The organism is Sphingomonas sp. CV7422 (assembly GCF_027945725.1).
GTDB classification, from domain to species: domain Bacteria; phylum Pseudomonadota; class Alphaproteobacteria; order Sphingomonadales; family Sphingomonadaceae; genus Sphingomonas; species Sphingomonas kyungheensis.
On record NZ_CP115900.1, the window covers coordinates 1,462,168 to 1,475,259 of the forward strand.

Sequence of the window (13,092 nt, forward strand, 5' to 3'; positions counted from 1 at the left end):
GATAGGGCGCTAGCGTCCAAGCCATGGCGGTCGGACCGGAACAGGAGCGGGACGTGCTCGGCACCCGTATTGAAGCAAGCCACCGGCTCGCCGCACGGGCCGACGCGCGCCTGACGGGGGCGATCGCCGATATCTTCCTGCCCGACGACGCCCGGCTCGACGAGCGCACGCGGCTTGCGCTGCGCCGCGTGCTCGACGGCGTGATCGCGGCGATCGAGGCGGAGATCCGTCGGCACGCGGCGCGTATCCTCTCCGGCCGGGGCGCGGCGGATCACGCCGACCAGTTGCTCAATGCGCAGGCTACGGTCGCCGGGCGGCTGACGCAGGCGGGCGTGCTGCGCGACCGGCTGCTCATCGACGAATTGCTGTCGCAGGTGCGATGCGACCTGATCGCCGAACGTCTGTCGCCGACCGAGGCGACGCCCGACCAGGCGAGCCTGCTGGTGCGGCTGACCGATGTCGACGACGGCGTCGTCGCCGCGGCGGCGCGCGCGCTGCTCTCGGCGGAGACGCGGCGGCGGGCGGCGGCCGAACAGGGCGGCGTGCCCGGCGGCATCCTCCCCGCCGAGCGGCATCACCAGCTCGTCTGGTGGGTCGCCGCGGCGATCCGCGACGGGCTCGGCACCGGCGACGGCCTTGCCGATCGCGCGATCATCGAGGCGGCGCAACGCAACCTCGCCGCGCATGACGAGGGGCAGCGGCCCGAGGCCGCCGCGGTGCGGCTGGCGGCGGCGATCGACGCGCGTCCGCACGAGATCGGCGATCTGCTGGTCGAGACGCTGGGCGACCGGCGGTTGCTCCTATTCATCGCCGTGCTCGCCCGCGCGGTCGATCTCGATTTCGAAGCGGCGCGGACGATCGTGCTCGAACCCGAGGGCGACCGGCTGTGGCTGGCGCTGCGCGTCGCGGAGACCGACCGGCAGACGATCGCCCGGATCGCGCTGATGCTGGCCGATGCCGATCCCCGGCGCGATATCGAGGCCTTCGCCGACGATCTCGACGCGATCGTCGCGGTGCCGGCGGAGGGTGCGCGTGCGGCGCTGGCGCCGCTGTCGCTGCACCACGACATGCGTCTCGCCCTGGCGGCGCTGGCGCGGGGCGATGCACGATGAGGGTCGATGCCATTCCCGACGTGCCGCTCAGCCATGCGACGCTCGATGCCGATGGTCGATTGCTCGCCGCCGATCCGGCGCTGATCGCGCTCAACGATCAGGCGGGCGGCGCGATCGGCGCGACCCTCGCGGTGCCGCAGCTCGCCGGCATCGTCCGATTGGCGATGCGGCTCGGCATCCTCGTCTCGCGCGCGGTCACCGTCGCCGATCAGGATGCCGACCTCGAACTCTGGGTGCGCGTCCAGCCCGAAGGCGACGGCCTGCGCATGGCGGTGAGCGGCTGGCGCGGGCTGCGGCCGCAGCCGGTGACGCAGCGGCCGATCGCGAGCGTGATCGAAGAGGGCGCGCTGTCGTGGGAGACCGACGCCGGATTGCGGCTGACGTTCGTCGCGATCGATCCCGCCCGGCGGCTCGGCTGCGATGCGCTGGCGCTGCTCGGCCAGCCGCTGACCAGTCTGTTCACGCTCGACGCGACCGAAAGCGGGGCGCTGCCGATCCTCGAAGCGGTGGCGCGCCGGCGGCCGTTCGACGAGCAGCGCGCGCGGCTGCGCCAGGGCGATATGCGGATGGTGCTGACCGCCACGGTCAAGGAAGATGCCGGCGGCGCCTTCGCCGGTCTGGCCGGCGTCGCGCGGGTCGCCGAGCCGCCCGCCAGCGCGCCGGCGCCGGTGTCGCCCGACTTCACCGATGGCCTCGACCGGGCGCTGCGCGCACCGCTCGCCAAGATCATCGCGCATGCCGATACCATCCATGCCGAGGCGGAGGGGCCGATGCAGCCGGATTATGTCGGCTATGCCACGGATATCGCCAATGCCGGACGGCATCTGCTCGGGCTGGTCGACGATCTGGTCGATCTGCAGGCGATCGAGCGGCCCGATTTCACACTTGAGACCGACGGCATCGATCTCGCCGACGTGGCGCGGCGCGCCGCGGGGCTGCTGTCGGTGCGCGCCGCCAATGCCGGGGTGGCGATCGCGCGGCCGTTGCCCGACCTGCATCTGCCGGTGACCGGCGACTTCCGGCGGGCGCTGCAGATCATGGTCAATCTGATCGGCAATGCGCTGCGCTACTCGCCCGAGGGCGGCGTGGTCAGCGTCACGGTCAACCGCGTCGGCGATCGCGCCGAGGCGGTGGTGACGGATCAGGGCAAGGGCATCGCGGCGGAGGATCAGGCGCGCATCTTCGACAAGTTCGAACGCGTCGACCCGAGCGAGGCGGGCGGCAACGGCCTCGGCCTCTATATCGCGCGGCGTCTGGCGCGGGCGATGGGTGGGGATCTGTCGGTAGAAAGCGCCCCCGGCAGGGGCGCCAGCTTCACCCTCTCGCTGCCGGCCTGACGCTAGCGGCGCAACCGGCGCGCGACGAGGATGAGCAGCAGCCCGGCGACCGCGAGCACGACGCCACGGTCGGCCCACGGCCGCTGATCGAGCATGAAGCTCGACTCGGGCCAATGGATATAGCCAAGGCCCTGGCCGATCCACAGCATCCCCATCAGCGCCATTAGCACGCCGACGGAGAGCAGGACCGGCCGGGCGCGGCGCATCAGCGCTGGCCTACCGGGACGTAGCTACGCTGCGTCGGGCCGGTGTAGAGCTGGCGCGGACGGCCGATCTTCTGGTCGGGATCGGTGATCATCTCGTTCCACTGCGCCACCCAGCCGACGGTGCGGGCGAGCGCGAACAGCACGGTGAACATCGACGTCGGGAAGCCGATCGCCGACAGGATGACGCCCGAGTAGAAGTCGACGTTCGGGAACAGCTTCTTCTCGATGAAATAATCATCGCTGAGCGCCAGTTCCTCGAGCCGCAGCGCGGTGTCGAACAGCGGATCGTTGACCTTGAGCGCGTCGAACACCTCGCGCACCGTCTTCTGCATCACGGTCGCACGCGGATCGTAGTTCTTGTAGACGCGATGACCGAAGCCCATCAGGCGGAACGGATCGTTCTTGTCCTTGGCGCGGGCGATGAATTCGGGGATGCGCTCGGGCGTGCCGATCTCGCGCAGCATGTTGAGCGCCGCCTCGTTGGCGCCGCCATGCGCCGGACCCCACAGGCAGGCGATGCCCGCCGCCATGCAGGCGAAGGGATTGGCGCCCGACGAGCCGGCGAGCCGCACCGTCGAGGTCGAGGCATTCTGCTCGTGATCGGCGTGGAGGATGAAGATCCGGTCCATCGCCTTTTCGACCGCCGGATTGACCTCATAGGGCTCGGCCGGCACGCCGAACGTCATGCGCAGGAAGTTGCCGGTGTAGCTCAGCGAATTGTCCGGGTAGAGGAACGGCTGCCCGACGCTGTACTTATACGCCATCGCCGCGATCGTCGGCATCTTGGCGATCAGACGGTGGCTGGCGATCGTGCGCTGCACCGGATCGTGGATGTCGGTCGAATCGTGGTAGAAGGCCGACAGCGCACCGACGACGCCGCACAGGATCGCCATCGGGTGGGCGTCGCGACGGAAGCCGCGGAAGAAGGTGGCGAGCTGTTCGTGCACCATCGTGTGGCGCGAGATCGTGTGCTCGAACTGCGACAGCTCGTCCGCCGCCGGCAGCTCGCCGTTGAGCAGCAGATAGGCGACTTCCATGAAGCTCGACTGTTCCGCCAGCTCGCCGATCGGATAGCCGCGGTGCAGCAGCACGCCTTCGTCACCGTCGATATAGGTCAGCTTCGACTGGCACGACGCCGTCGAGGTGAAGCCGGGATCATAGGTGAAGTCGCCCGTCTGCGCATAGAATTTGCGGATGTCGACGACATCGGGTCCGACCGTACCGGACATGACCGGGTAGTCGAAATCCTTACCGTCCACGGAAACTTTGGCGGCGTCGGTCATGTGGTTGTCCTTCCTATCAGACTGCCATTCGGTCCGCGATCCGGCCGAGGCTTTCCTCTTTGCCGAGAAGCGCGAGCACGTCGAAGATGCCGGGCGATGTCTTGCGTCCGGTGAGAGCAGCGCGGAGCGGCTGGGCGACCTGGCCGAGCTTGACGCCCCCTGCCTCGGCGGCCTGCCGTACCGCTGCTTCGGTTGCCTCCTGATCCCACTGCTGCACCGCGTCAAGCGCAGCGTGCAGTGCAGCGAGCAGCGTCGGCGCGTCACCGGCAAGCAGGTCCGAAGCTGCCTGATCGAGGTCGAGCGGACGCTGCGCGAACAGGAAGCGCGCGCCTTCGCTCAGCTCGTTGAGATTGGCCGCGCGCGCCTTCAGGACCGGCATCGCGCGGGTCAGCAGGTCGATATCGTCATAGCCGCCGATCGGCGCGATCAGCGCGGCGAGCCGCGCGTCGTCCGCAGCGCGGATATAATGACCGTTAAGGTTCTCGAGCTTCTTGAGGTCGAATCGTGACGGGCTCTTGCCGACGCCGCCGAGGTCGAACCATTCGGTCGCCTGGTCGCGGCTGATGATCTCGTCATCGCCATGACCCCAGCCGAGCCGCAGCAGGTAATTGTCGAACGCTTCCGGCAGGATGCCGAGCTCGTCGCGATAGGCCTCGATCCCGACCGCGCCGTGGCGCTTGGACAGTTTGGCGCCGTCGGTGCCGTGGATCAGCGGGATATGCGCATAGATTGGTTCGGGCCAGCCGTTGGCGCGGTAGATCGGCAGCTGGCGGAAGGCGTTGTTGAGGTGGTCGTCGCCCCGGATGACGTGCGTCACCCCCATGTCGTGATCGTCGACGACGACCGCGAGCATATAGGTCGGCGTCCCGTCCGAGCGCAGCAGGATGAGATCGTCGAGTTCGGCATTCTGCACCGTCACCGAACCCTGGACGCGATCCTCGATCGTCGTCGCACCGTCGCGCGGCGCCTTGAGCCGGACGACGAAGGGCGCGTCGGCGGGCGCGGTCGCCGGATCGGCGTCGCGCCACGGGCTGCGGATGCGCAGCGGCGTCTTGGCGGCCTGCGCCGCGGCGCGCTGCGCGGCGATCTCGTCGGCGGTCATGTAGCAGCGATAGGCATGGCCGGTTGCGACCATCTGATGCGCGACCTCGGCATGGCGATCGGCGCGGGCGAACTGGAAGACGGCGTCACCATCCCAGTCGATGCCGAGCCAGCGCAGTCCGCCGAGGATCGCGTCGATCGCCGGCTGGGTCGACCGCGCCCGATCGGTATCCTCGATGCGCAGCAGGAAGCGGCCGCCGTGATGCCGCGCGTAGAGCCAGTTGAACAGGGCGGTACGCGCGCCGCCCAAATGCAGATAGCCGGTCGGCGACGGCGCGAACCGCGTCACGACCTCGGTCGGCTGGTGATGGGCGTGGCGATCGATCGTGGCGCTCAACAGCGCATGCTCCCGGGGTTTGAGACGTGACGGCCAGGGCGGCCGAGGCGCGCCGTAGCACGCGGATCATGCCCCTTCAAATGCCGCGGCGTCCCGTTCGGTTACAGCTCGGTATCGAAGAATGGCTGGAGGCTGAACGCGATACGCTGATCCTCTGGCTGCCGGTGAGCTTCGGTGGCGGCATCGCCGCCTGGTTCGTGCTGCCCGATCCGGCGAGCTGGACCGCCATGCTGTTGCTCTGCGTCGCGACCGCGCTCGCCGGCATCGCGCTGGCGGGGGACGGGCGGGCGGGGCGGGTGGTGGCGATCGGCGGCTTGGCCGCGGCGGCGGGGCTCGCGTCGATTTGGTGGCGGGCCGAGCGCGTCGCCGCACCGATATTGGCACGCCCCGCCGTCGTCGCGGTGCAGGGAGAGGTCGAGCGGGTCGAGCCGCTGCCGGCGCGCGACCTCATCCGCCTGACGCTGCGCAGCGACAGCGTGGGCGTGCCGCCGCGGGTGCGGATCAACCTGCCGATCGGCGACGCGCCCGACGGGCTGGGCGAGGGGGCGGTGATCGGGCTGCGCGCGCGGCTGATGCCGCCAGCCGATGCGGCGGTGCCGGGCGGCTATGACTTCGCGCGCGTCGCCTGGTTTGCGGGGATCGGCGCGACCGGGCGCGGCTTCGCGCCGGTGCGGGTGATCCGGAGCGCGGCGGGCGAGGGGCTGCGCGCGGGGCTGACCAGCCATATCCTGTCGCGCCTGCCGGGCAGTCGCGGCGGTATCGCCGCAGCGCTCGCCACCGGCGACGAGGGCGCGATCACCGTGGCCGATGCCGATGCGATGCGGCGCGCCGGGCTGGCGCATCTGCTCTCGGTGAGCGGCTTGCACATCACCGCCGCGGTGGGGGCGACGATGCTGTGCGTCCTGCGGCTGCTCGCGCTGTCGCCGTGGCTGGCGATCCGCTGGCGGCTGCCGCTGGTCGCGGCGGCGGCGGGGGCGCTGGCGGCGATCGGCTATACCTGGCTGACCGGCAGTCAGGTGCCGACGATCCGCTCGTGCGTCGCCGCGCTACTGGTGCTCGCCGCTCTGGTGCTGGGGCGGGAGGCGATGACGTTGCGGCTGGTCGCCGGCGGTGCCATCGCGGTGATGCTGGTCTGGCCCGAGGCGGTGACCGGGCCGAGCTTCCAATTGTCCTTTACCGCCATCGCGGCGATCGTCACGCTCCACGACCATCCGCGCGTCGCCGGCTGGTTCCGGCAGCGCGACGAGCCCTGGCGTCGCCGTATCCTGCGCGAAGGCGCTGCGTTGCTGCTCACCGGCGTCGTGGTCGAGGCGGCGCTGATGCCGATCGCGGTCTTCCACTTCCACAAGGCGGGGCTGTACGGCGCGGCGGCGAATATCGTCGCGATCCCGCTCACCACCTTCGTCGTCATGCCGCTCGAAGCGGCGGCGTTGCTCGCCGATACGGTCGGCCTCGGCCCACCGGTCTGGTGGCTGACCGATCTCGCGTTGCGGCTGTTGCTGGTGATCGCCCACCGCGTCGCCGCGCTGCCGGGATCGGGGATTGCGTTGCCGGCGATGTCGGCCGCGGCGTTCGCGCTGATCGTCGGCGGCGGACTGTGGCTGATGCTGTGGCGGACGCGGGTGCGGCGCTGGGGGCTGCTGCCGATCCTGCTCGGCGGCTGGTGGATGATGCAGGCGCCTGCCCCCGATCTGCTGGTGACGGGGGATGGCCGCCATATGGCGGTACGGGTCGACGGACGGCTCGCCTTGCTCCGCGAGCGCGCCGGCGATTACACGCGGGCGATGCTCGCCGAAAATGGTGGCATCGACGGCGAGCCGTTGCCGCTCAGCGGTCAGGCGGCGGCGCGCTGCTCGGCGGATGCCTGTATCGTCACGCTGGGGAGCACAGAGCGCGCATGGCGGATCGTCGCGACGCGCAGCGCCTATCCGGTCGATCGTGCCGCGCTGATCGGCGCCTGCCATGCGGCGGACATCGTCGTCAGCGAACGGCGGCTGCCGCGATCCTGCCGCCCGCGCTGGCTGCGGCTCGATGCACCGCTCCTGCGCCGCACCGGCGGCGTCGCGATCGACCTGGAAAGCCGACGGGTGCGCACGGTGCTACAGCCCGGCGACCGCCATCCTTGGCGGATCGCCCGGCTCAGTCGTAGCGGCGCAGGATGCCCGACAATTTGCCCTGCACGCGGACATGCGAGGGGACGTAGCGCTGCGCTTCGTAGGCGCGATTGGCTGGATCGAGCCGGACCATCGCGCCCTCGCGGCGGAAATATTTGAGCGTCGCTTCGCTGTCGTCGATCAGCGCGACGACGATCTCCCCGTCGCGGGCGACCTCGGTACGACGGATCAGCGCATAATCGCCATCGAGGATGCCGGCTTCGACCATCGAGTCGCCGGATACTTCGAGCGCATAATGTTCGCCGCTGCCGAGCAGGGCGGCGGGGACGGCGAGCGTCGAGCTGCCCTCGAACGCCTCGATCGGCAGGCCGGCGGCGATCCGGCCGTGCAGCGGGATCTCGATCACGTCATTGGCGGGCGCCGGTGCGGCGCGGACGTTGGTCTTGGCGGGCGGCGGTGCGGCCGGCGCCGTCGACGCGGCGGGCTTGCGCTCCGACCGTTCCGGCATGCGCAGCACTTCGAGCGCGCGCGCCCGGTTGGGCAGGCGGCGGATGAAATGCCGTTCCTCAAGCGCGCTGATCAGACGATGCACGCCCGACTTCGACTTGAGGTCGAGCGCCTCCTTCATCTCCTCGAACGAGGGCGAGATGCCGGTTTCCTCCAGCCGATCGTTGATGAAGCATACGAGCTCGTGCTGCTTGCGCGTGAGCATGGGCGATCCTTCCCCGTCAGAACAGACGCGGAACTTCTAGGGAACAGGATGGCGTCCGTCAAGCGATGACGAGGATATCTGCCGAGTCGCCCGCCCGTGCCGCCGCGGCGCCGGCCGGGCGGATGATCAGCGCCTGCGACCGGGCCAGCGTCAGCAGCATCGAACTGTCCTGGATCGTCGAGGCATAAGCGCGGCCGTCGCGTATCTCGGCACGCAGATAGTCGGTGCGCGCGCCATTGGCGGGCAGGTCCTCGCCGAGCAGCGCCAGCGTCGCGCGCGGCAGCGGGTCGGCGGCGCCCGCGAGATGCGCGATCACCGGTTTGACGAACAGGATCGCGGTGACGAAGGCGGACACCGGATTGCCCGGCAGGCCGAGCACCTGCATCGCGCCGCGTCGCCCCGCCATCATCGGCTTGCCGGGCCGCAGCGCGATCCGCCAGAAATCGATCTGGCCGCCCGCGGCCTCGAGCGCCGGCCGGACGAGATCGTGATCGCCGACCGATGCGCCGCCGGTGGTGACCAGCAGATCGGCGTCGACCCGCGCGAAGGCGTCCCGCAGCGTCGCCAGATCGTCGGGCAGGATGCCGAGGTCGATCAGCTCGACCGGCAGATCGGCAAGCATCGCGGCGAGCATCGCGCGGTTCGATTCGGGTAAGGCATCGGGCGAGGCGGGCTGGCCGGGATCGACCAGTTCGTCCCCGGTCGCGCAGATCGCGACACGGACGCGGCGGTGGACGCACAGCGCACCGACGCCGCCGGTCGCGGCGACGGCGATCCGCGCCGGGGTCAGCCGCTCGCCGCTGCGCACCAGCGTGTCGCCGGCGGTGAAGTCGAGGCCGCGGCGGCGGGTGTTGCGGCCCGGATGCGCCGGCCCTTCGCCGGTGAGTCGGATCGCGGCGCCCTGCGCGTCCACCTCTTCCTGGATCATCACCGTATCGGCGCCGGCGGGCATCACCGCGCCGGTGAAGATGCGGACGGTCTCGCCGGGCTGGATCGTGCCGTCGAACGGCCGCCCGGCCGCGCTCTCGCCGATCAGCGTCCACGGGCCGGGCAGGTCGACGAAGCGGATCGCATAGCCGTCCATCGCGGAGAGGTCGTGCGCGGGCTGCGTGCGCTGCGCAACGACGTCGTCGGCGAGCCAGCGCCCCGCGGCCTGCGCGAGCGGCACCGTCTCCTCGGCGACGCGCGGCGCGGCGGTGAACAGACGCGCCTGCGCCTCGGCGATCGGCAGCAGCGTCATCGCCTCAGGCGCGCCAGTCGCCGGACGCGCCGCCGGCCTTTTCGAGCAGACGGATGCCGGAGATCACCATCGCCCGGTCGATCGCCTTGGCCATGTCATAGACGGTGAGCAGCGCCACCGAGACGGCGGTGAGCGCCTCCATCTCCACCCCGGTCTTGCCGTCGGTCGCGGTCAGCGCGGTGGCGGTGATGCCGCCCGCGTCGATCGTCAGGTCGAGCGTGACGCGGGTCAGCGGCAGCGGATGGCAGAGCGGGATCAGCTCGGCGGTGCGCTTGGCGGCCATGATCCCGGCGATCCGCGCGACCGCGAGCACGTCGCCCTTCTTGGCCGCGCCGTCGCGGATCGCGGCGAGCGCCTCGGCAGCGACCGCGATATGACCGGTGGCGACCGCGCGGCGGCTGGTCACCGCCTTGCCGCCGACATCGACCATATGCGCGGCGCCCTCGGCGTCGATATGGGTGAGGCGGGTCACGCCTCGGCGCCGATCATCGCGCGCGTCGCCGCCTCGACATCGTCGGCGCGCATCAGCGCCTCGCCGATCAGGAAGCAATGAACGCCGTGCGCCGCCATCGCATCGAGGTCCTCGCGCCGCTCCAGCCCGCTCTCGGCGACGAAGGTGCAGCCCGCCGGCGCCTTGGCGACGAGATCATAGGTGCGGGCGAAGTCGACGGTGAAATCGCGCAGGTCGCGGTTGTTGACGCCGATCAGCCGCGATTGCAGCCGCAGCGCGCGGTCGAGTTCGTGTGCGTCATGCACCTCGACCAGCACGTCCATGCCGCATTCGCGTGCCGACGCCTCGATCTCCGCCATCTGATTGTCGTCGAGCGCGGCGACGATGATCAGGATCGCGTCGGCGCCGATCGAGCGGCTTTCGGTCGCCTGCCACGGATCGACCATGAAGTCCTTGCGGATCACCGGCAGATCGCAGGCGGCGCGTGCGGCGATCAGATAGTCGTCCGAGCCCTGGAACCATTGTTCGTCGGTCAGCACCGACAGACAGGCGGCGCCGCCCGCCTGATAGGCGCGGGCATGGGCCGGCGGATCGAAGTCGGCGCGGATCACGCCCTTGGACGGGCTGGCCTTCTTGATCTCGGCGATCAGCGCGGGACCCGAGCGGGCGTCGAGCGCGGCGCGGAAGCCGCGCGGACGCGTGACGGCGGCGATCCGCGCGTCGAGGTCGGCGAGGCTGGTCGTCGCCTTGCGCGCGGCGACTTCGGCGCGCTTGGTCTCGATGATGCGGGAGAGGATATTGGTCATCGGTAGGCGATCCAGCGATCGAGCAGCGCGGCTGCGCGGCCGTCGTCGATCGCGGCGGCGGCGGCCGTCGCGCCGGCGGTGAGGTGAGGGCTACGGCCGGCGACGACGAGCGCGGCGGCGGCGTTGAGCAGCACCGCGTCGCGATAGGCACCGGCCTCGCCGGCGAGCAGGCGGCGCAAGGCGGCGGCGTTATAGGCGGGGTCGCCGCCGCGGATCGCGGCGAGCGGGTGGCGGGGCAGGCCGGCATCCTCGGGCGTGATGCGGGGCGGCAGATTCGTGCTGCCGATGCTGACCGCGATGCTGGGCCCGGCGGTCGACAGTTCGTCGAGCCCTTCCTCGCCGCTGATCACCGCCGCGCCGCCGGTCCCGAGCTGCGCCAGCGCCTCGGCGTAGAGACCCGCATAATCGGGCCGGGCGATGCCGATCAGCTGATGCGTGACGTGCGCCGGATTGGCGAGCGGTCCCATCAGGTTGAAGATCGTCCGCCGGCCGATGCGGCGGCGGATCGGGGTAATCCGCGCCATCGCGGGATGATGGTTGGCGGCGAACAGGAAGGCGATGCCGAGATCGGCGAGGCTGCCTTCCGCGGTCGCGCCCGCCACCGCCATGTCGAGCCCGATCGCCTCCAGCGTATCGGCCGCGCCCGCCTTGGACGAGGCGGCGCGATTGCCATGCTTGGCGACGGGTACGCCGCAGGCGGCGACGACCAGCGCCACCGCGGTCGAGACGTTGAGCGTGTGATGACCGTCGCCGCCGGTGCCGCAGACGTCGATCGCCCCCGCCGGGGCGGCGACGGGCACGAGCCGGGCGCGCAATGCCCGCGCCGCTTCGGCGATCTCGACGCTCGTCTCGCCGCGCTCCGCCAGTGCGATCAGGAAGGCGGCGATCGCCTCTTCGGAGACGCGGGCGTCGAGGATGTCGGCAAAGGCCTGCGCGGCGCTTTCGCGCGCCAGCGGCGTCGCCGGATCGGGCAGCAGGGCGTGCGTCGTCACGCCGCCGCCTTCACCGCGATGCCGGCGATGCGCAGGAAATTGGCGAGCATCGCATGGCCATGTTCGGTGGCGATGCTCTCGGGGTGGAATTGCACGCCGTGAATGGGGAGGGTGGTGTGGCGGAAGCCCATGACGTGGCCGTCGTCGGCGCGCGCGTTGACGAGCAGCGGCGCGGGCACGTCGCGGACGATCAAGCTGTGATAGCGCGTCGCGGTGAACGGCGAGGGCAGGCCCTCGAACAGGCCGGTGCCGTCGTGGCTGACCGGCGAGGTCTTGCCGTGCATCAGCCCGCCGCGCTCCACCGTTCCGCCGAAATGCTGGCCGATCGCCTGATGGCCGAGGCAGACGCCGAGCAGCGGCCGGCCGGCATCGGCAGCGGCGGCGACCAGGTCGAGGCTGACCCCCGCCTCGGTCGGCGTGCACGGGCCGGGCGAGATCAGGAACGCCTCGGCGCCCGAGGACAGCGCCTGCCCGGCGGAGATGGCATCGTTGCGCACCACCTCCACCTCGCTCCCCAATTCCATCAGATAGTGGACGAGGTTCCAGGTAAAGCTGTCGTAATTGTCGACGACCAAGATCATCGCGACGCCATAGCCGATGCCGCCGCCGGTGCAACGCCTGTTGCGCGCTGGCAATCCTGCAGCAATCTGGGCGACGCTATAGCCGTCTGCGTGGCATGCGCCGGGAGAAACTGCGTCGCCTGCACGTTGAAGCCGCAAAGGAGACGCTACTATGTTCCGCCCGTTGTTGATCGCCACCTTGCTGGCGCTGCCCGCGGTCGCCGTCGCGCAAAGCGCGCCGGTGGCGGATGCCGCGGAATCGGGCTCGCCGCCGCAGCGCGTCCGTGCGGTGACGCTGAATGCCGGCGAGAAATGCCCGCAGAGCACCGGCAGCGAAATCGTCGTCTGCTCGACGCTCGAACAGCCCTATCGCATCCCCAAGCAGTTCCGCGACAGCGGCCCGATCCCCGCCAAGAACCAGGCCTGGGGCAATCGCGCCGCGACGATGGACCAGGTCGGTCGCGTCGCCGGCGGGCTGCCCGACACCTGCTCGCCGGTCGGCAGCGGCGGCCAGAGCGGCTGCGCGCTCGCGACCAACCGCGCCTGGGCGGCGGAGCGACGCGCGCAGCAGGATGCGAATGCGTCGGTGCCGTGAGGACGGAGCCATCGGTGACGGCCGATGGCGCGGATGAAGGGGTGACGATCGGTCCGGCGGTCATCTCCCCTCACGCCCTAATGCCGCACGTCTGCGGAAGCAGGAGCCCGAGGTTGCAGGAACGGCGAGCGTCGAGCGGGCGCGGATCGCGAAACCTTCAAGTCACTGGACATGTCATGCCGGACCCGTTCCGGCATCCGCGGTTCCGCCAAGCCTAAGCTTGGTGTGTTTGTCGGCGAAGTAGAC

Annotated in this window: 12 protein-coding genes and 1 pseudogene; 4 read left to right on the forward strand and 9 right to left on the reverse strand. The window is 70.7% G+C overall.

Annotated features, from left to right (window positions below):
- Positions 1 to 23: 23 nt before the first annotated feature.
- Together PBN85_RS07125 and PBN85_RS07130 are read left to right on the forward strand one after the other, a co-directional pair.
- Positions 24 to 1,112: a hypothetical protein gene (locus PBN85_RS07125; protein ID WP_037530750.1), complete on the forward strand. Its 1,089-nt coding sequence runs from the start codon at positions 24 to 26 to the stop codon at positions 1,110 to 1,112.
- On the forward strand, positions 1,109 to 2,449 hold the full coding sequence (locus tag PBN85_RS07130; RefSeq protein WP_271300568.1) for a sensor histidine kinase: 1,341 nt from the start codon (positions 1,109 to 1,111) through the stop codon (positions 2,447 to 2,449). The genes PBN85_RS07125 and PBN85_RS07130 overlap by 4 nt, the downstream gene beginning before the upstream one ends.
- Before the next feature lie 2 nt (positions 2,450 to 2,451).
- Here the strand turns inward: PBN85_RS07130 and PBN85_RS07135 are convergent, their stop codons facing one another.
- Genes PBN85_RS07135 through gltX form a run of 3 tightly spaced genes read right to left on the reverse strand, consistent with a single transcriptional unit; the run spans position 2,452 to position 5,376 of the window.
- A complete protein-coding gene (locus tag PBN85_RS07135) occupies positions 2,452 to 2,655 on the reverse strand; it encodes a hypothetical protein (RefSeq protein WP_271300569.1) in 204 nt (67 codons plus the stop codon).
- A complete protein-coding gene (locus tag PBN85_RS07140) occupies positions 2,655 to 3,938 on the reverse strand; it encodes a citrate synthase (RefSeq protein ID WP_271300570.1) in 1,284 nt (427 codons plus the stop codon). Before PBN85_RS07140 ends, PBN85_RS07135 begins: the two co-directional genes overlap by 1 nt.
- Before the next feature lie 16 nt (positions 3,939 to 3,954).
- Positions 3,955 to 5,376, reverse strand: coding sequence for a glutamate--tRNA ligase (gene gltX / locus PBN85_RS07145; RefSeq protein WP_271300571.1), 1,422 nt, complete (start codon positions 5,374 to 5,376; stop codon positions 3,955 to 3,957).
- Positions 5,377 to 5,456: 80 nt separating this feature from the next.
- Between gltX and PBN85_RS07150 the strand changes: the two are divergent.
- Positions 5,457 to 7,508 (forward strand): annotated as a pseudogene (locus tag PBN85_RS07150) (ComEC/Rec2 family competence protein); the annotation flags it as partial.
- A gap of 7 nt (positions 7,509 to 7,515) precedes the next feature.
- Here PBN85_RS07150 and lexA read toward each other — a convergent pair.
- From lexA to PBN85_RS07180, 6 genes are read right to left on the reverse strand one after another with little or no spacing between them, the layout of a single operon-like run.
- Entirely contained in the window at positions 7,516 to 8,202 is a 687-nt protein-coding gene (lexA, locus tag PBN85_RS07155; protein ID WP_271300572.1) for a transcriptional repressor LexA, read from the reverse strand.
- Positions 8,203 to 8,260: 58 nt separating this feature from the next.
- Positions 8,261 to 9,442: a molybdopterin molybdotransferase MoeA gene (locus tag PBN85_RS07160; protein WP_271300573.1), complete on the reverse strand. Its 1,182-nt coding sequence runs from the start codon at positions 9,440 to 9,442 to the stop codon at positions 8,261 to 8,263.
- Between the two features lie 4 nt (positions 9,443 to 9,446).
- A complete protein-coding gene (moaC, locus tag PBN85_RS07165; RefSeq protein WP_037530940.1) occupies positions 9,447 to 9,914 on the reverse strand; it encodes a cyclic pyranopterin monophosphate synthase MoaC in 468 nt (155 codons plus the stop codon).
- Entirely contained in the window at positions 9,911 to 10,699 is a 789-nt protein-coding gene (gene trpC, locus PBN85_RS07170) for an indole-3-glycerol phosphate synthase TrpC (RefSeq protein ID WP_271300574.1), read from the reverse strand. Before trpC ends, moaC begins: the two co-directional genes overlap by 4 nt.
- The gene (gene trpD, locus PBN85_RS07175; RefSeq protein ID WP_271300575.1) at positions 10,696 to 11,691 is read right to left on the reverse strand and encodes an anthranilate phosphoribosyltransferase; all 996 of its coding nucleotides are present in this window, start codon (positions 11,689 to 11,691) and stop codon (positions 10,696 to 10,698) included. The genes trpC and trpD overlap by 4 nt, the downstream gene beginning before the upstream one ends.
- On the reverse strand, positions 11,688 to 12,272 hold the full coding sequence (locus PBN85_RS07180) for an anthranilate synthase component II (RefSeq protein ID WP_271300576.1): 585 nt from the start codon (positions 12,270 to 12,272) through the stop codon (positions 11,688 to 11,690). Before PBN85_RS07180 ends, trpD begins: the two co-directional genes overlap by 4 nt.
- 151 nt (positions 12,273 to 12,423) lie before the next feature.
- On the opposite strand from PBN85_RS07180, the gene PBN85_RS07185 reads away from it, so the two are divergent.
- Positions 12,424 to 12,846, forward strand: coding sequence for a hypothetical protein (locus PBN85_RS07185; RefSeq protein ID WP_271300577.1), 423 nt, complete (start codon positions 12,424 to 12,426; stop codon positions 12,844 to 12,846).
- The last annotated feature ends 246 nt before the right edge of the window (positions 12,847 to 13,092 follow it).